Source organism: Faecalibacter macacae (genome assembly GCF_003687725.1).
Taxonomy (GTDB): domain Bacteria; phylum Bacteroidota; class Bacteroidia; order Flavobacteriales; family Weeksellaceae; genus Empedobacter; species Empedobacter macacae.
In genome coordinates this window covers 52,865-74,447 of sequence record NZ_RDOJ01000002.1, presented here as the reverse complement: position 1 = coordinate 74,447, position 21,583 = coordinate 52,865, and the positions used below count along the sequence as shown (strand labels likewise).

16 protein-coding genes and 1 riboswitch are annotated in these 21,583 nt (G+C 31.4%); of the genes, 11 read left to right on the top strand and 5 right to left on the bottom strand.

What is annotated here, in order from left to right:
• Window positions 1-18: 18 nt before the first annotated feature.
• Entirely contained in the window at window positions 19-1,443 is a 1,425-nt protein-coding gene (locus EAH69_RS01620; protein WP_121933458.1) for a glycosyltransferase, read from the bottom strand.
• Between the two features lie 381 nt (window positions 1,444-1,824).
• A riboswitch (purine riboswitch) is annotated at window positions 1,825-1,923 on the top strand.
• Window positions 1,924-2,027: 104 nt separating this feature from the next.
• Between EAH69_RS01620 and EAH69_RS01615 the strand changes: the two genes are divergently transcribed.
• The 5 genes from EAH69_RS01615 (at window position 2,028) to purM (ending at window position 10,123) form a co-directional block, all read left to right on the top strand.
• Complete coding sequence (locus tag EAH69_RS01615; protein WP_121933457.1) at window positions 2,028-5,735, top strand: phosphoribosylformylglycinamidine synthase; 3,708 nt, start codon at window positions 2,028-2,030, stop codon at window positions 5,733-5,735.
• Between the two features lie 745 nt (window positions 5,736-6,480).
• The gene (gene purC, locus EAH69_RS01610) at window positions 6,481-7,203 is read left to right on the top strand and encodes a phosphoribosylaminoimidazolesuccinocarboxamide synthase (RefSeq protein ID WP_121933456.1); all 723 of its coding nucleotides are present in this window, start codon (window positions 6,481-6,483) and stop codon (window positions 7,201-7,203) included.
• Between the two features lie 18 nt (window positions 7,204-7,221).
• A complete protein-coding gene (purF, locus tag EAH69_RS01605) occupies window positions 7,222-8,721 on the top strand; it encodes an amidophosphoribosyltransferase (protein ID WP_121933455.1) in 1,500 nt (499 codons plus the stop codon).
• A 29-nt stretch (window positions 8,722-8,750) separates the two neighbouring features.
• On the top strand, window positions 8,751-9,104 hold the full coding sequence (locus tag EAH69_RS01600; RefSeq protein ID WP_121933454.1) for a four helix bundle protein: 354 nt from the start codon (window positions 8,751-8,753) through the stop codon (window positions 9,102-9,104).
• 26 nt (window positions 9,105-9,130) lie between these two features.
• Window positions 9,131-10,123: a phosphoribosylformylglycinamidine cyclo-ligase gene (gene purM, locus EAH69_RS01595; protein WP_121933453.1), complete on the top strand. Its 993-nt coding sequence runs from the start codon at window positions 9,131-9,133 to the stop codon at window positions 10,121-10,123.
• Window positions 10,124-10,161: 38 nt separating this feature from the next.
• Here the strand turns inward: purM and EAH69_RS01590 are convergent, their stop codons facing one another.
• Window positions 10,162-10,395 carry a zinc-ribbon domain-containing protein gene (locus tag EAH69_RS01590; RefSeq protein ID WP_121933452.1) on the bottom strand — a complete coding sequence of 78 codons (234 nt, stop codon included), beginning with the start codon at window positions 10,393-10,395 and terminating at the stop codon, window positions 10,162-10,164.
• Window positions 10,396-10,495: 100 nt separating this feature from the next.
• Here EAH69_RS01590 and EAH69_RS01585 point away from each other — a divergent pair, with 100 nt between their 5' ends.
• From EAH69_RS01585 to purD, 6 genes are all read left to right on the top strand, one after another.
• Window positions 10,496-12,175 carry an AAA family ATPase gene (locus tag EAH69_RS01585; RefSeq protein ID WP_121933451.1) on the top strand — a complete coding sequence of 560 codons (1,680 nt, stop codon included), beginning with the start codon at window positions 10,496-10,498 and terminating at the stop codon, window positions 12,173-12,175.
• Between the two features lie 177 nt (window positions 12,176-12,352).
• Complete coding sequence (locus EAH69_RS01580) at window positions 12,353-12,853, top strand: FKBP-type peptidyl-prolyl cis-trans isomerase (protein WP_121933450.1); 501 nt, start codon at window positions 12,353-12,355, stop codon at window positions 12,851-12,853.
• A gap of 178 nt (window positions 12,854-13,031) precedes the next feature.
• Complete coding sequence (gene purN, locus EAH69_RS01575) at window positions 13,032-13,592, top strand: phosphoribosylglycinamide formyltransferase (RefSeq protein ID WP_121933449.1); 561 nt, start codon at window positions 13,032-13,034, stop codon at window positions 13,590-13,592.
• A 92-nt stretch (window positions 13,593-13,684) separates the two neighbouring features.
• Window positions 13,685-15,196, top strand: coding sequence for a bifunctional phosphoribosylaminoimidazolecarboxamide formyltransferase/IMP cyclohydrolase (gene purH, locus EAH69_RS01570; RefSeq protein WP_121933448.1), 1,512 nt, complete (start codon window positions 13,685-13,687; stop codon window positions 15,194-15,196).
• Window positions 15,197-15,310: 114 nt separating this feature from the next.
• Window positions 15,311-15,634 carry a four helix bundle protein gene (locus EAH69_RS01565; RefSeq protein WP_317124728.1) on the top strand — a complete coding sequence of 108 codons (324 nt, stop codon included), beginning with the start codon at window positions 15,311-15,313 and terminating at the stop codon, window positions 15,632-15,634.
• 2 nt (window positions 15,635-15,636) lie between these two features.
• Window positions 15,637-16,917 carry a phosphoribosylamine--glycine ligase gene (purD, locus tag EAH69_RS01560; RefSeq protein ID WP_121933447.1) on the top strand — a complete coding sequence of 427 codons (1,281 nt, stop codon included), beginning with the start codon at window positions 15,637-15,639 and terminating at the stop codon, window positions 16,915-16,917.
• Between the two features lie 67 nt (window positions 16,918-16,984).
• Here purD and EAH69_RS01555 read toward each other — a convergent pair whose 3' ends face one another.
• Genes EAH69_RS01555 through EAH69_RS01545 form a run of 3 tightly spaced genes read right to left on the bottom strand, consistent with a single transcriptional unit; the run spans window position 16,985 to window position 21,490 of the window.
• Window positions 16,985-17,464, bottom strand: a complete 480-nt coding sequence (locus EAH69_RS01555) for a hypothetical protein (RefSeq protein WP_230466659.1) — start codon at window positions 17,462-17,464, stop codon at window positions 16,985-16,987.
• Between the two features lie 39 nt (window positions 17,465-17,503).
• A complete protein-coding gene (locus tag EAH69_RS01550; protein ID WP_121933445.1) occupies window positions 17,504-20,881 on the bottom strand; it encodes a hypothetical protein in 3,378 nt (1,125 codons plus the stop codon).
• Window positions 20,882-20,932: 51 nt separating this feature from the next.
• A complete protein-coding gene (locus EAH69_RS01545; RefSeq protein WP_147439064.1) occupies window positions 20,933-21,490 on the bottom strand; it encodes a hypothetical protein in 558 nt (185 codons plus the stop codon).
• Between the last annotated feature and the right edge of the window lie 93 nt (window positions 21,491-21,583).

The window sequence follows — 21,583 nt, the reverse complement described above, 5'->3', positions numbered from 1 at the left end:
TAAATTTAGTAGCTTTTTTTATTCAGTTAATTCTCTTGTAAGCCATCCACTTTTTCTAGCAGTTACAATTGCATAAGGTGTTATCCAAAATAATCCAAACATATAGAATATGCTATAGACATAAGCAAATAAAGCTTCTTTTGTTTTATATTTTTTTGCATAAAAAATCATTTGAATACTAGAAAAGATTAGAATTCCAGAAAAGCTAGTCGCTATAAATAGAATAGGATTAAGAAATGTGAAAATAATCACACTAATAAAAATAGGAATAGCAACTATAATATTCAACCACTGCATTAAAAGTAAAATTCTAGTACCAGATTTTGTTCCAGTTCTGAAATTTTTGAAAGCAAACTTGCTCATCATAATATTTTCTCTGACATTACTTCTTTCCCATCTGATGAACATCTTATAAAGATTTTTGTATTTCTCAGGAGTATTTGTATAAACTATTGCATTTTTTTGAAATAATACATTATACCCTTGTTTTAAAATCATATTAGTTAACGCTCTATCTTCTCCTATTGCACTAGGTTGTCCTAGAAAAGTTTGATTTATCCATGAATCTAGACAATTTAATACAGCCTCTCTTTTATATGCTGCTAATGCTCCAGGCGTGCATAAAACAGATCCTAAGCTACTTTGTGCAGAACGGACAAACTCAAAACTAAATGCAAAACTAACGTTTAGCATCTTAGGAATTATTCCGTTTTTTTTATTTAAAACTTTTACATTACCAGCTACAGCGCCGCAATTGTCATTTGTAATAAAAGGACTCACTATGTTCCTAATTGTTTTATCATTTACAATAGAGTCGCTGTCAACAGTAATAAATATTTCACCTTTCCCAGTTGTGAATCCCCAATGTAATGCATGTCTTTTCCCCATATTTTTAGGTTGCTTATGTATAGATAAACGATCACCTAAAATTAATTTAGCTTCTTTAATCCAATTCCAAGTATCATCTTTACTACCATCATCAATAGCAAGTATTTCGAGTTTTTCTGTTGGATAATCGCTGTCGGCTAAACTTAATAAGGTATTAAAAACCAATTTTCCTTCATTATATGCAGGAACTATTACTGTACATGTAGGTAAGTTTTCTGATGGAATGTCTTTAACAGCTTTATATTTAGTATATAAGTAGAAAAGATATAGAATAAAGCTAAGTTTGGTTATAAGCAATATGATCCCTAAATAATTAAAAGTAGCACCCCACCATGTTTGAATTTTTTTCGTATGCCAGATTTCTATTTCTTTATTAAAAAATATAATAAAAAATATAGAAATTAACATTAATATTATGGTAGATGAAATTAAGAAATAATCCTTTTTATTGATGTTAGATTCATAAATACTATCGATAAATTTTTTACGTATTACTTTATTTTTATTGAGTTCGGAGCTTGTGTTAAGATTGACTTTATTGGATAAATTATGCATGAATATATATTTACTAAAAAGATTGAGGCTTTATTCAATAACTATTCCGATTGTATATATATCATTTTTTTTAACTTTAAGTTAACTGTTAATGATTCTTCAATTTTATAAATCATAATTAAGTAAATATTATAATTTATAATCACTCTATTTAGTGAAATGTAATATTATTATATCTGATAATTTTTGAATTAAATCTATTAAAAAACAGTAGAAATTGATTAAATAATAACAAAAAGAGATAAAGTTTATATTTATCTAAACCTTAAAGAATTCTTAAAATATAATATTCGAAAAATATCAGGTTTTTAGACATAATATGTTAGTTTTTTCAAATTAATATTTTTAAATTTGCACTTCACTTTTAAAGAGGTGAATTTAGTTTTTAAAGTTTACAACATTTGTATAGCTCATAATAAGGTTGAGCGTCTCTACGGCAGACCGTAAAAAATTGCCACTACAAATTTTTTTTATTTTTTTAATCGAAGTTTTGAACCCTTCAAGAAAAAATAAAAAGTAGTTTGTTGATGTAGTCGTACACATGTTGAAACACAAAGAAGCCAATACAACACACAAACACACCAATGAACAAAAGACTATTCATTCAGAAGAAATTAAATTTTGACGTTATCAGTCAGAATACTACAATAGAGTTAAAAAACCTTGTACCTACAATTGTGTGCAAGGTTTTTGTTATTTATGATCTATTCGGAATCACTGAAGAGCAGATGCAATTAACTCAGAATAATGTATTTGCAGATCCTGTAACTGACATTATTTATACTGATTTGAATGAAGTCTTAGACAATTCATTTCCGCAAACACAAAACTATTTCGCAACAGAATTTTTACCAGGACAATACAATCAACGCGACGATTCTGCTGAACAATGTTTAGTATTAATGAACGTAGAAGGCGTTACTGTAAAGTCAGGACTACTTTATGTATTCAATGATATTAGTTCAGAAGAATTACAAAAAGTACAAGATTACTTAATTAATCCAATCGAATCTCGAGTTAAAGATTTAAATAAACTAGAGATTGGTGTTAATCCAGAAGCGACAGAAGTTCCAATTATTGATGGATTTACTACAGCTGATGAAGCAGGATTAAAAGAAATCTACAATCAATACGGTTTATCGATGGAAATGGATGACTTACTATTTATCCAAGACCACTTCAAATCAATCAACCGTAACCCTACAGACACAGAATTAAAAGTGTTAGATACATACTGGTCAGATCACTGTCGTCACACTACTTTCGAGACAGAAATTACAGATGTACAATTTAATTCTCAATTCAACGAAACAATTCAACGCACTTACGACTATTATTTACAAATCCGAGAGGAGTTAGGAATTACGAAGCCAATTCGTATGATGGACTTAGCAACGATTATGGGTAAATATTTATCGCGTACAGGTGTGGTTAAAAATATTGACGTTTCTGAAGAAATCAATGCTTGTTCTATCGTTGTTCCAATTACTATTGATGGAGTAGAAGAAGATTGGTTACTACAATTCAAAAATGAAACACACAATCACCCAACAGAGGTAGAGCCATACGGAGGTGCTTCAACATGTGTGGGTGGTGCAATCCGCGATCCTTTAAGTGGACGTTCTTACGTTTTCCAAGCAATGCGTATTACGGGAGCTGCAAATCCTTTAGAAAAAATTGAAGATACGTTACCAGGTAAATTACCACAACGTAAAATTTCGAAAGAAGCAGCAAATGGATACAGCTCTTATGGAAATCAAATTGGTTTAGCTACGACTTTTGTTAAAGAGATTTACGACGAAGGATACAAAGCAAAACGTATGGAAGTAGGTTTTGTAGCTGGAGCAGTTAAAAAAGAATACGTTCGCCGTGAAGAGCCAGTTGCTGGAGATAAAATCATCTTATTAGGTGGTGCAACAGGTCGTGATGGAGTAGGTGGAGCTTCAGGTTCTTCTAAAACTCATGACGGATTAAAATTAGACGATTTATCGGCTGAAGTACAAAAAGGAAATGCAATCGTTGAACGTAAAATTCAACGTTTATTCCGTAATCCAGAAGTTTTAGCATTAATTAAAAAATGTAACGATTTCGGAGCTGGAGGTGTTTCTGTAGCAATCGGAGAAATTGCTCGTGGAATCAATGTTGATTTAGACAGAGTTCCATTAAAATATGCAGGTCTTAACGGAACTGAATTAGCTATCTCTGAATCGCAAGAGCGTATGGCTGTTGCTGTTGAAGCGAAAGATGTGGAGAAATTCATCGCTTTAGCAAAAACAGAAAACTTAGATGCAACTTGTGTTGCTGAAGTTACTGCAGATGATACAATGACTTTAGTTTGGAAAGGAACTAAAATTGTTGAGTTAGATCGTAAATTCTTAGATACAAACGGTGTTCGTAAACAAGCGCAAGTTGAGGTTACGAACGGTGAAAATATAAATCCTTTTGAAAATAAACCTTTTAATAAAGAAGCGTTTATTGAAATGATGCAAGAGTTAAATCACGCATCACAAAAAGGTATGGTAGAAATGTTTGATAATAACGTTGGACGTTCTACTATTTTAAATGCTTTTGGTGGTCAATTTATGGATACGCCAGAAGATGTTTCTGTACAAAAATTCCCAACAGATGGTTTTACAACTGCTGTTTCTGTAGCATCTTACGGATTTAGTCCAGTAGTTTCTCGTTGGTCTAACTACCACGGAGGTTACTTCGCAGTAGTAGATTCAATGACAAAAATTGTTGCTGCTGGAGCGAAATACGAAGATATTCGTTTAACTTTTCAAGAGTATTTTGAGAAATTAAGAGACGAAGCTACACGTTGGGGAAAACCATTTGCTGCAATTTTAGGAACAATTGAAGCACAACGCCAATTCGGAATTCCTGCAATTGGAGGTAAAGATTCAATGTCGGGTTCATATCAAGATATTGATGTTCCACCAACTTTAATTTCGTTTGCAGTTGCTCCATCAACTGATGATAAAATTGTTTCAGGAACTTTTGCTCAAACAACTTCTAAAATTTCAGTTTTCATTCCAACACAAAACGAAGATTATTTATTAGATGCTGATATTGTAAAAGATATTTTCAATTTTATTTCTTCATTAGATCGTACAAATGTACAAGCTATGATGACAGTAAAGTTTGGAGGAATCGCTGAAACTTTAGCGAATATGGCTTTTGGTAATGAAATCGGATTTACAATTAACACAGATTTAGATCTTGCAAAATATTACCCAGGAGCAATCATCATCGAACATACAAATGATTTAGAAGTTCCTGCTTCAATCCAAGGAAACTATAAAGATTTAGGAACAACACAAGCAGAAAAATCTTTTGTAATCAATGGTGAAACAATCAACTTAGTTGAATTAAAACAACAATGGAAAAATACATTCCATTCGTTATTCCCATATAAATCAAAGGCAGAAGGTACAATTGAAGATCAAACTTTAGTTGCAAATGAACTAATTGCAAAAGCTAAAGTTAAGATAGAAAATCCTCGAGTTTTCATTCCGATTTTCCCAGGTACAAATTCTGAATATGATTCTGCGAAAGCTTTCAGAAGAGAAGGAGCAGTAGTTTCTTCAATTCCTTTCAAAAATTTATCTACACAAGATGTAGAAGATTCAGTTGATGCTTTTGTAAATGAAATTAACCAAGCAAATATTTTATTTGTTCCAGGTGGATTCTCTGCAGCAGATGAGCCAGACGGATCAGGTAAATTTATCGCAACGGTTTTACGTAACGAAAAAATTAAAGATGCGATTCATAATTTATTAGATCGCGATGGTTTAGTTTTAGGAATTTGTAACGGATTCCAAGGTTTAATTAAATCAGGATTATTACCTTACGGTAGAATCCAAACGTTAGAAGAGGATACACCAACTTTAACGTTTAACGAAATTGGTCGTCACATTACGCAATTAGCTAAAGTTAGAGTTAATAAATCTCATTCTCCTTGGTTACAAGGTATGGAAGGACAAGAATATTGGATTCCATTCTCGCACGGAGAAGGTCGTTTTGTTGCTAACGAAATTGAGTTACAAAAGTTGATTAATAATGGACAAATCGCAACACAATTCGTAACTTTAGACAGTAAATTAGCAGGTGAAATGCCATACAATCCAAATGGATCTACATTCGCTGTAGAAGGTATTGTTTCTCCTTGTGGTAAGGTTTACGGAAGAATGGGACACCCAGAACGTTACGAAGAAGGTTTATATAAAAATATTCCAGGCGTAAGCTACATGAACATCTTTAAAAATGCGGTAGCGTATTTTAGAGGAGAATAATATTGAGAAGTTTGTCATTCTGAGTTTATCGAAGAATCTAAAAAGATTTTTTAATACAGAATGATCATTGAAATAAAAAGGTTGAGTCATCCTGAACTTGTTTCAGGATCTCATCCAAAGTGAGAAAAATGATGAGAAGCTGAAATAAATTAAACTTGACAATATTGTCATTCTGAGCTTGTCGAAGAATTTTCTAATTAAAATTTCGTCACTTCGAGTGATTTTCGTTTCGTAAGAAAAAGAAAATCGTATCGAGAAGTTAGAAGAGATTTAGAATTGTCTAAGTTCTCGATATAATAAAAAAACTTTTACAAGTATTTTAATCACTCGAACTGACGATTGACAATTGAAATAAAAAGGTTGAGTCATCCTGAACTCGTTTCAGGATCTCATCTTAAAAGTAAAGAGATGATGAGAAGCTGAAATAAATTCAGCTTGACATTTTAGTCTAAGTACTAACATCTAATATCTCACTACTAAAAAAACAAACAACAAACATATACTGCTCAGACTTGTCAGAGCGAATCGATTTCAATCTTGAACCAATTGAAATTATCTGATTATTAACCTTGAACAAGTTTTTAATCTAAAACATTAAATCAGTTGTCCTGAACAAACAATTGATTTTAAAATACACAACCGATTAAAAACCCTGAACACGTTTTTAGTCAAACACATTACAAACACGAAGTGGACTTTTCATTTCAAACAAAACAAAAAAAAAACAACAACAAGAACAACAACGATGAGCTTAACAAAACAAGAATTCATTTACGAGGGGAAAGCTAAACAAGTTTACGCTACAGAAGAAGCTGATAAAGTAATCGTATACTACAAAGACGATGCGACAGCATTTAACGCTCAAAAACGTGGAACAGTTGAAGATAAAGGAGAAATGAACAACAAAATTTCAACTTTAATTTTTAACTACTTAATCGAAAAAGGGATTCCAACTCACTTCATCGAGCAATTAAATGATCGTGAGCAATTAGTAAAAAAAGTAACAATTATTCCAATCGAAATGGTTGTTCGTAATTACGTTGCAGGATCAATGGCTCAACGTTTAGGATTAGAAGAAGGAGGGAAATCTCCTGTAACAATCTTTGATATTTGCTACAAAAAAGACGAATTAGGAGATCCATTAATCAATGATCACCACGCTGTTTTATTAGGTGCTGCTACTTACGATGAGTTAAAAGAATTATATGCAATCACTGATGATATCAATGAAGCATTAAAAGAATTATTCTTAAAAGCAGGATTAATCTTAGCAGATTTTAAAATCGAGTTTGGTAAAGATTTGGATGGAAACATCATTTTAGCTGACGAGATTTCACCAGATACATGTCGTTTATGGGATGTAGAAACTGGAAAAAAATTAGACAAGGACCGTTTCCGTCGTGACTTAGGTGATGTATCTGAGGCTTATCACGAAGTGTACAACCGTCTTTCTGAAGTTTTAAAATAATCTTTTTTATAATCTGAAATGATTACTAAAAAATCATATAAAAGTCAATTAAAAGCACAGTATTTAACTGAGTTTTACGAACGTAATATTCTAAAAAAATACGCTGCTGATTCAGTTGATTCGGTGAATGAAGAATGCGGTGTATTCGGAATTTATTCGCCAACCAATATTAATACATATTCTATAACACAATTCGGTTTATTTGCATTGCAACACCGAGGACAAGAGGCTTGTGGAGTTTCTTTCTTGAAAGATGGTAACATCAAAACAGTTAAGAAAGCAGGTCTTGTTTTAGATGTATTTAAAACAATGGAAGATCAAATCGAAGATTATCAAGGAAATGCAGCTATCGGACATACGCGATATACAACTGCAGGAGATGGAAGTCGTCGTAATATTCAGCCATTATACACGTATAATATCTACGGGAAACCACACTTTTCTATTGCGCATAACGGTAATTTAATTGAGGTTGATGGATTACGTAAAGAATTAGAAGCAGAAGGTTTACCTTTTTTAGCAACATCTGATACAGAAGTTCTTTTACGTTCGATTCAAAAATTTTCTCATTTAGATATCCAAGAGGCTATCCAAAAAGGAACGGAGAAAATAAAAGGAGCTTATTCGGTATTAATTTTAGCGAATAATCAAATGGCTGCTTTCCGTGATCCTAACGGTATTCGTCCGTTATGTTTAGGGAAATTAGGTGATGCGTATGTTTTTAGTTCTGAAACATGTGCTTTAGATGCTGTTGGAGCAGAATTTATCCGAGATGTAGAACCAGGAGAAATCGTTGTTGTAAATCAAGATGGTTTAAAATCTTATTCATTAAATCAACCATCTCAAAAGAATATTTGTGCATTTGAGTACATTTATTTTGCTCGTCCTGACTCGAACATTGAAGGAAATGAAATTTATGATTTACGTGTCGAATCTGGCCGAAAATTATATGAACAATCTCCAGTTGAAGCCGATTTAGTAATTGGTGTACCAGATTCTGGTATTCCGTCTGCAATTGGTTATGCAGAAGCATCAGGAATCCCTTACGAACCGATATTAGTTAAAAACAGATACATGTCGCGTTCTTTCATCGTTCCTTCACAGGAAATGCGTGAACGTATCGTGAACTTAAAATTGAATCCAATTGCAAATCGTATCAAAGGAAAACGATTAGTTGTTTTAGATGATTCAATTGTACGTGGTACTACTTCTAAATTATTAATTAAGATTTTAAAAGAAGCAGGAGCAAAAGAAATTCATTTCCGTTCAGCTTCACCACCAATTATTGCACCTTGTTATTTAGGAATTGATATGCCTACTAAAGCAGATTTAATTTCGGGTAACAAAACAATTAAAGAAGTAGAAGAATATTTAGATGTAGATTCGTTAGATTTCTTATCAGTAGATAATTTAGCAGATTTATTAGGAAGTAGAAATCACTGTTTTGGATGTTTTACAGAGAAATATCCAGTAAATTTTAGCAATCAAACTCAAGAAGAATCAACTTCTTGTTGTTAGGCTTAATGATAAATTTTGAATGATGAATTATGGCGAATGTTTTAAAAGAGAAAACTTTTGATTTTGCGGTAAAAATTGTTCAATTATCAAAAGATTTACAAAGTAAGAATGAATTTATTTTAAGCAAACAAGTTTTACGAAGTGGAACTGCAATAGGAGCTTTAGTAAGAGAATCTCAAAATGCTGAAAGCACGAAAGATTTTATTCATAAATTATCTATAGCTCAAAAAGAATGTGATGAAACACTTTATTGGTTAGAATTGTTGAATGAAACAGATTTAATTAATAAAGAAGTATTTGAAAAATTACATTCGAATTGCGAGGAAATTTTGAAAATATTAAAAAGTATTATTTTAACATCTAAGCGTAAATTAAATTCATAATTAATCATTCTTAAATCATAATTACAATGAGCAATACATATAAACAAGCTGGGGTAGACAAAGAAGAAGGTTACCAAACAGTATCAAAAATTAAACAAGCTGTTGCAGAAACGCACAATGAAAATGTTTTAAACGGAATCGGAAGTTTTGGAGCTTTCTACCAATTAGGTGGTTACAAAAATCCAGTTTTAGTTTCAGGAACAGATGGTGTTGGAACAAAATTAAGAGTTGCATTAGACTCTAAAGTTTATGATACAGTAGGAATCGACTGTTTTGCAATGTGTGCTAACGATATTTTATGTCACGGTGCAAAACCTTTATTTTTCTTAGATTATTTAGCTTGTGGAAAATTAGATTCTGATGTTGCTGCAGAAATTGTTTCAGGAATTGCGAAAGCTTGTAAAGAAACAGGAACGGCTTTAATCGGTGGTGAAACTGCTGAAATGCCAGGAATGTACAAAGTAGGTGACTATGATGTTGCAGGTTTTTGTGTTGGAGTGGTAGAACGTGATGAAATTATCGACGGTTCTAAAATCAAAGCTGGACAAGCAATTATTGCTTTACCTGCAAGTGGATTCCACTCAAATGGATTTTCTTTAATTCGTAAAATCTTCCCAGATTTCAACGAAGATTTTGAAGGAAAACCATTATTCGAAACATTATTAGTTCCGACAAGATTATATCAAAACGACATCTTTGCAATTAAAGATGCAGGTATCGAAATGTCAGGAATTGCTCATATTACAGGAGGTGGATTATACGAAAATGTACCACGTATCATTAACGATGGTTTATGTGCTGTGATTGAGAAATCAAAAATTAATGTACCAACTGTTATGCAAGAATTAGCAAAACGCGGAAATATTGCAGAGGACGAAATGTTTGGAACATTTAATATGGGTGTTGGTATGGTTGTTATCGTTGACCAAGCTGATGCTGAAAAAGTAGTGAATATTATTGACGGAAGTGCCGTAATTGGAGAAATTCAAGAAGGTTCTGACAAAATTATATTGAAATAGTAGATTAAATAGTTTAAGAAAGTCGGATAAGTTAATTCTTATCCGGCTTTTTTGTTTTGATCTAATACTGATATTGGCATATTTGTTTTACAATATTTACACGTAACACTTTCTCCTGTTTTATTAATTGGAATGATTGGAATAAAGAAAAGTGAAATATAATTACGAAACTGCCGATGAATAAATTGCCTTTGTTGTTGGCAAATTGGACAGTGAAAGAGTCCTTCTTCCACTGTTTTTCCTCTTTCTGAAACTCCTCCGATAAAAATCATGATGCAATCCTTTTTTCAAATTTAAGCAAATTTAAGATTCATTTTTATTATTTGTATCTTTACATTTTATTATCAATTCAATTAATTCACGCAATAAATTATGCAACAATCAAAGGCTTTAGCAATTTTAAAATCTGGTCGAAATGTCTTTTTAACAGGTTCTGCTGGTGCCGGAAAAACCTACGTATTAAATCAATATATTAATTATTTAAAACAACACGGAATCGCAGTTGCTACAACAGCTTCTACAGGGATTGCTGCAACGCACATGAATGGGCAAACTATACATTCTTGGGCTGGAATTGGTATTAAAGATTATGTTTCAGATCGATATTTAGCTTCACTTCGTGATAAAAAATATTTTCGTGATAAGATGGACAAAGTAAAAGTCTTGATTATTGATGAAATCTCTATGTTGCACCGAAATCAATTGGATGCAGTAGATTATGTTTTGAAATTTTTTAAACAAAATGATGAGCCTTTTGGTGGAGTTCAAGTAATTTTTTCTGGAGATTTTTTCCAGTTGCCTCCAATTGGTGAAGAGTGGGAAGAGTCACGCGATAAGTTTTGTTTCATGTCAGATGCTTGGGTGCAATCCAAAGTTCATATTTGTTATTTAACAGAGCAATATCGTCAAACAAATAATGAATTAAATGATATTCTGAATGAAATTCGTTCAGGTATGATTTCTGATAGAACAGTTAATTTATTAGAATCAAGAATAGAATATTTCCCTGACGAAATTGATTCTCAAACTCGTTTATATACACATAATATGGATGTTGACCGAATTAATAAAGGTCAATTACATAATATAGATTCTACAACCAAAATCTTTGAAGCGAAAGTTGCTGGAAATCCTGCTTTGGTTGAGGTTTTAAAAAAATCAGTTTTAGCTGAAGAAAATTTAGAGCTTAAAATCGGAGCAAAAGTAATGTTTGTTCGTAATAATTTTGATGTTGGTTTTGTAAACGGAACTTTAGGAAATGTAACAGGATATACAGATAAAGACGAACCGATTATTAAATCTTTAGATGGCGAATTTTATATTGCAAAACCAGAAACTTGGGCAATTGAGGACGAAGGCGGAAAAGCGTTAGCGTCATTTACGCAAGTTCCTTTGCGTTTGGCTTGGGCAATTACGATTCATAAATCACAAGGAATGACTTTAGATTCTGCTTTTATTGATTTATCTAAAGCTTTTGAAAAAGGTCAAGGATATGTTGCGCTTTCCCGTTTACGAGATTTAAATTCATTAACACTTCATGGTCTAAATCAAACTGCTTTAGAAATTGATTCTTTAGCTATGAAAGCTGATCGTCGTTTTCAAGAATTGTCGAATATGATTGATGAAAAATTAGATGAAAAAGAATTGCAAGATTCTTGGGCTTCTTTTATTCGTTATTCAGGTGGAACATTTGATAAAAAACAAATTGCTAAAAATATAGAAAAGAATAAAAATTCAGATAAGGTTAAAAAAAAATCGACAGTAGAAATTACTTTAGAATACGTGAGAGAAGGGCTTTCTTTGGAAGAAATTTCAGAGAAACGTGGCTTAACTTCTTCAGCTATTGTCGATCATATTGGAAAGATTAAAGAAATAGAACCAGATTTAGATTATTCAAAATATAAACCTTCAGATAAAATTATTGACATGGTTCGATTAGCTTATTCTGAAATTGAGTTTGAGGAAAATAAAGTTTTAAAACCTATTTACGATTATTTAAATGGAGAAATAGGTTATGAGGATATTAAAAAAGCATTGTTATTCATCGAATAACGATGCTTTTTGTTTTTACTGCATATGTTGTTTTTTAATTTAAAATCTTAAGACTATTAGGTTTGAATTGTCATGTTTACTGACAAAATTACTTGATTTTGTTAAAGGAATAATTGTTGTTAAATTAATAGTGTGAAGAGATTCGCAACTAAGGATATCATCCTAAAATATTAAATTATGACAATAGAAAACAATTCAGTAGTTTCTGTAAACTACTCATTACATACCATTGAAGCTAATGGTGAGAAAGTATTTGTAGAGAAATCAAATGCAGAAGAGCCATTAACATTTTTATTCGGAGCGGGAATGATGATTCCTAAATTTGAAACTGAATTAAACGGATTAACTGTTGGTGACAAAAAATCTTTTGTAATTACTCCAGAAGAAGGATACGGAGAACGTAATCCAGAAGCTATTGCTCAATTACCTTTAGAAATGTTCAAAGAATCAGGTTTACCACCTGTTGGAGCAGTTTTACCTTTAAGCGATGATGCAGGAAATCAATTTCGTGCAATTGTAATTGAAGTTACTGAAGAAGCAGTTATTGCTGATTTAAATGCACCAATGGCAGGGAAAACATTAGAATTCGAAGTAGAAATTTTAAATGTACGTCCAGCAACAGAAGAAGAATTAGCTCACGGTCACGCTCATGGAGTAGACGGTACAGCAACTCACTAAATATTTGTATTTATCCATATAAAAGAGCTATTCCGACAACGGAATAGCTCTTTTATTTTGATGTTAATTTAATTAATGATTTAACTATTAAATTAGATTAAATCTGTATTATTTTTTGATAGTACATCGAACTAAAATCGTATCTTTGTAAAGCACAAATTACACACAAACACAAACAATGAAAATAGCAATATTTGTTTCTGGTGGAGGAACAAATCTTCAAAATATAATCGATGAGGTAGAATCTGGTTATTTGCAAAACGTAGAAATTTCTATGGTGATGACTGACCGTGATTGTTACGCTATTGAGAGGTCTTTGGATAAGGATATTAGAACTTATGTATTAGATCGTAAATCATTTTCAGAAGATGCAGAGCATAACTTAATTGATGAAGAGATTGATTTAATTGTTTTAGCTGGTTTTTTAACTATTTTATCTCCAGAATTTACTGCTAAATGGGGATCTAAAATGATTAATATTCATCCATCACTTTTACCAAAATTTGGAGGAAAAGGTATGTATGGAAAGAAAGTACATAAAGCCGTTTTAGAAGCGAATGAATCCGTTTCGGGAGCGACTGTACATTATGTAACTGCGGGTGTGGACGAAGGTGAAATTATCACACAAGGAACATTCGAAATTGAACAAGGAGATCAAGTAGCAGATTTACAACGAAAGGTTGCAGAAGTAGAAAAAGTAATTCTTATCGAAGCAATTAAGAAAATCAGCGAATCTTAAAAATATAATGGCCTCAAGGACACGTGTCTTTGGGGCTTTTTCATTTTCCGACAAAATAAAACAAACAATAAACTTTAAAAACTAAATACAAAATGCAAAAACAAGCGCTAATCAGTGTTTCGGATAAGTCAAACTTATTAGAATTTGCAACATTCTTGGTTAACCAAGGATACAAAATTTTATCAACTGGAGGAACTTACAAACATCTTCAAGATAATGGAATTGAAGTAACTGAAGTGAAAGATGCTACAGGTTTTCCAGAGATTTTAGATGGTCGTGTAAAATCTTTACACCCAGCAATTCATGGTGGTATCATGGCGCGTCGTTCAGACGAAAAGCACATGGCTACGATTGCTGAACATGGAATTAATCCAATTGATATTGTTATCGTAAACTTATATCCATTTTTCGAAAAGATGAACACTGGTTTATCTGAAGCTGAAATGATTGAGTTTATCGATATAGGTGGTCCATCAATGTTACGTTCTTCTGCTAAGAATTTTTATGATGTAACAGTTGTTACTGACGTAAATGATTACCAAAAAGTAATGGACGAAATTATAGAGAACGGATCTACATCTTTAGAAACTCGTAAATTATGCGCTGGTAAAGTTTTCAACTTAACTGCTGCTTATGATGCTGCGATTTCATCGTACATTTTAGGTGAAGATTTCCCTCAGTTTTTAGAGTCTTCTTATGAGAAAGTAATGGATTTACGTTACGGAGAAAATCCACATCAAAAAGCTGCTTACTACGTTGATAAAACGAAAAATGGAGCAATGAAAGATTTCGAATATTTACAAGGAAAAGAACTTTCTTTCAATAATATTCGTGACATGGATTTAGCTTATAAAGTTGTAGCAGAATTTGAAGAAACTACATGTTGTGCGGTTAAACATTCAACGCCTTGTGGTGTTGCAATTGGTGAAACAGTTGTAGATGCTTACCAAAAAGCTTACGAATGTGATCCAATGTCTATCTTCGGTGGAATCATTGCTTTTAACAAAGAAGTTGATGGTAAAACTGCAGTAGAATTAAATAAAATTTTCTTAGAAATTGTAATTGCTCCTGCATTTACTGATGAAGCTTTAGAAATTTTTAAAGCAAAGAAAAACGTTCGAATAATTAAAGTAAACAATCCTGTTTCAGATAAGGTAACTTATGTTAAAGTTGATGGTGGTTTGATTGTTCAATCATCAGATAATCAATTTTCAACAGATTTAAAAGTTGTAACTGAAGTTCAGCCAACTGAAAAACAAATGACAGATTTAGTTTTTGCTCAAAAAATTGTTAAATGGGTAAAATCTAATGCAATTGTAGTTGCTACAAATGGTCAAGCTTACGGAATTGGTGGTGGACAAACAAATCGTATTTGGGCGGCTCAACAAGCAATTGAAAGAGCAAAAGAAAATGTTCAAGATGAATTAGTTTTAGCATCAGATGCATTTTTCCCTTTCCGTGATGTAGTAGATTTTGCTGCAGAAAACGGAATTACAGCTATCATTCAGCCAGGTGGATCTATCAAAGATGAGGATTCTATCACAGCTTGTAACGAACACGGAATTCCGATGGTTGTTACAGGAATGAGACATTTTATGCATTAATTAAGAGTTATGAGTTTGGAGTTATGAGTTTTGAGAATTAATTCATAACTTCAAATTAACATTAATTTGTGAGAGACGATAAAATATAAAGAACTTAAAATTTAGAATTTAGCAATTGAGATTCTAAAAGAAATTTATCAAATATCAACTCAGTTTCCAGAAAACGAGAAATATGGATTAACATCACAAATTAAGAGAGCCTCTATTTCATTAGTTTCTAATATAGCAGAAGGAGCAGTTAGGAATTCAAACCAACAATTTGTTCAATTCTTATCTATTTCAAATGGTTCTGCATACGAAATTGAAGCTCAACTTATCATTGCGAAAGAATTAGATTTTATTTCTGAGGTTCAATTGAATAGAATTCTATCTTTAATTAATGATTATTGTAGAATGAATCAAAAGCTTCAGAATTATTTTAAACAATTAGAAAAATAACAATGAATAACATATCTCAAAACCCACAACCCGTAACTAAAATTTTAATTATCGGAAGCGGTGGACGTGAACACGCAATAGGATGGAAGTTTTCTGAAGACTTTAAACAAAAAGGTCAATCAGTAGAAATCTTTTTTGCACCAGGAAATGCAGGAACTGCTCAGGTTGGAACTAATGTTTCTTTAGGATCAATCGAAGAAATGAAGAATTTTGCAAAAGAAAATCAAATCGATTTAACTTTTGTAGGTCCAGAAGCTGAATTAGCAGAAGGAATTGTAGATATTTTTAAAGCTGAAAATTTAGCTGTTTTTGGTCCGCATCAAGCAGCTGCGCAATTAGAAGCTTCTAAAGCATTTGCTAAAGATTTTATGGCTAAATATGGAGTGAAAACTGCTGCTTATAAAAACTTTCAAGGATCACAATTAGCAAAAGAATATTTACAATCACAAGACTTCCCAATTGTGGTTAAAGCATCAGGTTTAGCTGCAGGAAAAGGAGTAATTATCTGTCAAAATTTAGAAGAAGCTGAACAAGCTATTGACGAGATTATGGAAGATAAAACTTTTGGTGATGCAGGAAACGAAGTGGTTATCGAAGAATTCTTAGAAGGATTTGAAGCTTCAATCTTATCATTTTTCAACGGGAAAAAAATTGTTCCTTTTATTTCAGCTAAAGATCACAAGAAAATTGGTGAAGGTGAAACTGGGTTAAATACTGGAGGAATGGGAGTGATTGCTCCAAATCCATTATTTACAGACGAACATTTTAAGATGTTCGAAGAGCAAATTATGGAACCAACAAAATGTGGTTTAATCAAAGAAGGATTAGAATTTGCAGGTGTTATTTTCTTCGGTTTAATGATTACGACAAAAGGAGTTTACTTATTAGAGTATAACTTACGTATGGGTGATCCTGAAACGCAAACGACTTTACCTTTGTTAGAAACTGATTTGTACGAAGCTGTAATAAAATCGATCAATGGTGAAGAATTTGACTTAACGTTCAAGAATCAGCATGCTTGTTGTGTTGTAATGGTTTCTGGTGGATACCCAGGGAATTATGAAAAAGGTTATGAAATTCGCGGGTTAGAAAAAGTAACTTGTCCTAATTTTATCGCAGGAGCGAAATTAGAAAACGATCAAGTTGTAACTTCTGGAGGTCGCGTAATTAATGTGGTTGGTTTGGGTGATTCTTTAGAAGATGCTCGTGCAATTGCATACGAAAACATTAAGAAAATTAATTTTGATTTTGAATATTACCGAACTGATATCGGTGTAATTTAATCAAAATTAAAAACGTTTATATTATTTAAAAAGCCACCCAAATGGGTGGCTTTTAATATTTATTACCTTATTTCCAATAATTCCAGTTTGAACCATCAAAAACAGCTAATGTATTACTAACAGTGTCATAGCACATCATTCCAGGATATGGGCTTTTAACATTTAGATGTGGGTCAGCTATTTTAGGAAGAATCATAGCTTTATTACTTGACTCTAATACTAAAATACCTTCAACTGGTGAGGTTTCTGAGCCTATTATTACTCCTGTATTACCTGGTTTTTCTGCTGCTGAATTAATAATTAAAGAATTAGTATTTCCTTCACTAGTTAAATTAATCCAAGCATCATTCTCATACATTTTTACCTGTTTTGTTAAGATGTCATATATAAAAGTTCCATTGTTAGTAGGAACAGTTGAAGCATCTGTTACAGTTGGTAATAAGATACCTTTGGTATTTGTTGCGCTATCATCAAAGTCTAGTAAAGTACTTGAACCTGATACTTCTGGTTTTCCAATAGCCATTTGAGCATTTGAAAAACTACTCATAAAGAATATGATATAAATAAAATTTTTCATAATAATTTTTTAGTCGTTACAAGATTGTTTAATACAGTTCCAACTTACTCCATTGTATAATTTAACACATTTTGAGCTTATGTCGTAAACAAGCATACCTAATTTAGGTTCAGTGATTAAATTTGAATTTGTAACTCTTGAGATAATCATACCTTTGCTTTTTGAGTCTAATGCTAAAAATCCGTTTTTAATATCATCTGGCCAAGTTGAACGAGTATTTTCACTATTTGAAATACCAATTTTTGTAGGATCACCTCCATTTACTGTACTTCCAGGTTTAACACAAACTCCATTAATACAGTTAATATTCCCATCATTTGCAGTTGGAGAACTAGCATCTATTCTTAAGTTGTAAACTTTTATCGTGTTAAATGTACTTACTAATGAGAATACCTCAAATTTAACTTCGTTAAATGGTCTTTTCGCTCTAAAACCATAATTTTTAGTTCCTGTTCCTATTGAAAAAATTATTGATAGATCTAATATATCAGCATCATTAACAACTTCTTGTTCAACGCCATTTAAATAAGTTCTTACAAAAAATCCTTCAAAAACGTCTGCTTGTAATAGATAAGGTACATCTTCAATTGTAAAACCAACATAGGTACCTTTTGGATATATATTTGTTAAATCTAAAACACTTACTCCAGCAGATCCTCCAATTCCAACTGCCATGTTTAAAGTTGTATAATCAGTTGTGTTTGGAGAGATAAGGTTTTCTGCATTTTGAACACTACATCCTACACAACCAATTCCTTCAGGTCCTGTTCTAAATTCGTTAATGACTACAGGTCTTTCTAATGTGTTAATTACATCACTATCAGAACAGTCTATAGGATTTTGACATGCCTTAATTAATTTTAAATCGAAAAGTTTAACATTACCTAATGATACACCTATTGGTTGTTCGTAAATAAACTTAATTTCATTAAATGCAGCTGGTGCTAAATATCCTAATGTTTTTCTTACTGATGTTCCAACAGTAACTCCTAATAAGAAATTCCCTCCGCTTGTTCTACCTACTTCAACTCCATTATTTAATAAAACGATAGAGAATTTTGGTAATACTGAAATTTGAGCTAAATTATTTATTTCAACATCAAATGAAACATAAGTATTTGCAGGATATGGCGTAAGAAGTTTTTCTAATGAAATTGTAGCTGTACTTAAAACGCTAGCAGTAATATTAATTTCAGCATAAGTGTTTTCATCACCGTCTAATATATTATTTACATTATTAATACCACCTAAACTAACCCCTGTTACATTAGTATCTTTGATTGTAATAGGTTGAGATGTTTTGCTTATTAATGTACTTACATTACATGGTAACTCGTCACCTTCACAGAATTTTTTAATTATCATATTATAAATTCTAGTTTCTCCAAATGGATTCGCACTTAATAGAGTACTCATTTCATATTGTACTTCATTAAATGGTAGAGTTGTAATAAAACCAACAACAGCACGAGGACTTCCGCTTAAAATGTTTACATCTAATAATAGCGTATTAGAATTAGATTGCTCTACTAATACACCGTTCATATATGTTTTAATAACAGTACCACCTAATAGATCTACATCTAGTAAATTAGTGTTCGCAACATCAAATCCAACAAAATTACCACCGGCAAATTGTTGATTACCTGTAGATACAGAAAGTGATGCTGAAGCAAGTAATCCTGTAATAGACATAGTAGCAAAATCACTAGTGTCAGAGTTTACTACATTTGCAGCATTTGTTACAGAACTTAAATTAAGAGCTCCAGATGTTCCTGTTCTTACAGCTTGTATTGTTGCAGGGTAAGTTGGTGATGTAATAGGTGTTTCTATATTACAAGCAGGTTCAGGTCCATTGCATGATTTTCTAACAACCATATTATATATTTGAGTAGATCCAAATATATCTACTCCAACAAGATTGGTTTGTTTATATTGTACTTCATCAAATGGTTTTGTAGTTGTAAAACCAACTTCAGCTCTACCTGTTCCTCCTAATATAGATAGGTTTACAAGTAAAGATCCACTCGTAGATTCTTCTTGCATTACTCCATCTAAATAGGTAATTATTGTTGTTCCATTAAGTAAATTTACGTTGAGTAAATTACTATTTGAAATCTCAAATCCAGCAAAAGAACCAGCCTCATAATTTCTTTGTAAATCTTTAACAGATACTTGTGCTGAAGCACCCACAGATGCTCCTAAAGACATAGTACCAAAATCTGTATGATCACCATTTACAATATTATTTAAATTAGTAATATTACCCAATGTTAAACCACTTGTTCCAGTACGTCCATCTGCATAATTTATTACAGCAGCATAATTCGATTGTGTAATGGGTGTGTTAATATTACATTCTAGTTCAGGTGATGTAGCACAAGGTTTAATTATATATGCATTATATAAACTAAATGTTGCTGCACCTAATGCATTAATTTTAATTAAAACTCGATTAAATTCTCCATTAGAAACTATACCGATGTTCCTATTTTGAGTTAAAAGTGCTTGAAGAGGTACATCCAAAGTTGCTGATGACACAAGTATATTATTACTATTATATGTTTCTATTGTATAGCTTGTTCCAATAGAAGCTGCAGCGTAATCAGTTAAAACAAATCCTACGTAAGTACCTGCAGGGAAAGAAGTTTGGTTAGCTTTAATTTCGAATGTTGAGCTACCAGCTAATAAAATTCCCCAAGATGCATAATTAGTATTATCATCATCAATAATATTATTAAGATTTGTAGCAATTGAGCTAGTTGAACTTACAGAAACATCATAATGATTTTTTGTTAAAGAAATCGGTTGATTACAATTTGACTCAATTATTTGTTGTGTACATGCTTCATTGATGAATAGATTATGTAACCTAATATCACTGTTTCCTAAAGTTGTAGTTATATTAAATGCTGAAACATTTATTCGTATTGATGTAATTGGATAAGCACTATGAAATGATAAAACAGCTATATTATTTTGAAGATCTGGATTATCAAATATATATGTTTCTCTTTGAGTAGTACCATTAAATAAAGTAATAGTATACTTTGTTTCATCTAAAGCTGTTCTATTAGTTTCAGAAACTCTAATGTTGTATTTAGAATTTGAAGGTATATTTAAATTGTTTATTGTGTATGTTGCATTAGTAGTTGTTCCCAAGGGACTTGCAGGAGCTGTGAAATTTGCATAATCATTCGAATTTCCATTTATAAATAATTGGGGATTACTAATATTAGAAGAATTTGTAAAAGTAATATTAGTGTAATTTGTAATATTTACTTGTTTATTATTGTAATAATTAGGACAAATGTTATTCTGCCCATATCCCCAACTAAAAAGGAATACAGTAAAAAAAAGAAAAATCTTTTGTAAAATATTTTTCATAGATTATTATTTATTTAATTAATATTTGGTTGGTAGTTATAGAGATATTAATTAAATATAAAATGATGGTGACCTAATTTCTAATGTTGAAATAGATATCGAATAACTACTTCTTACGTAATTGTAATAAGATTTTCGAAATAGAGTTTCAATTTCAATATTCTGAATAAATTCAATTGATTTAGAAATAGAAAAAGAATTGTTTAACGTATTATTTGTAATAATACTATTTTGTTTTTTAGCACTATAAAAATTAGAATTTGAAAAAGGAAATTTTGAAACCTTTTTTATTTCAGTTGTGTATTGTTTGTCTTTAGCAGATTCTATTTTTTTCTGTAAAGATTTACTTTTATTTTTAACTAAAATTGGTTGATTGACTTCTTTTAAAGTTTTAATTTTTTCCTTGTCAGTCTTAGGTTCAACATAAACTATTTGTTTATTCGTGTTAGAGTCAACATCTAAATTTTTAACAACTGTACCTTTTACAATGTAAATTTTAGATCCATTTTTTATAGTTACTTTAGGTAATTTTAAATTGTTTATTGTATCAGTTACCGAGTTTATTGAGTCTATGGAGTCTGAAGAATTTTGCCCATAGCCAACCAGCATAAGTAAGAAAACAATAAATACTGTTAAGTTATACTTATGAAAATTAAATAGTTTATCAGTACGAAAAAAATATTGTAGAATATTTATCATACA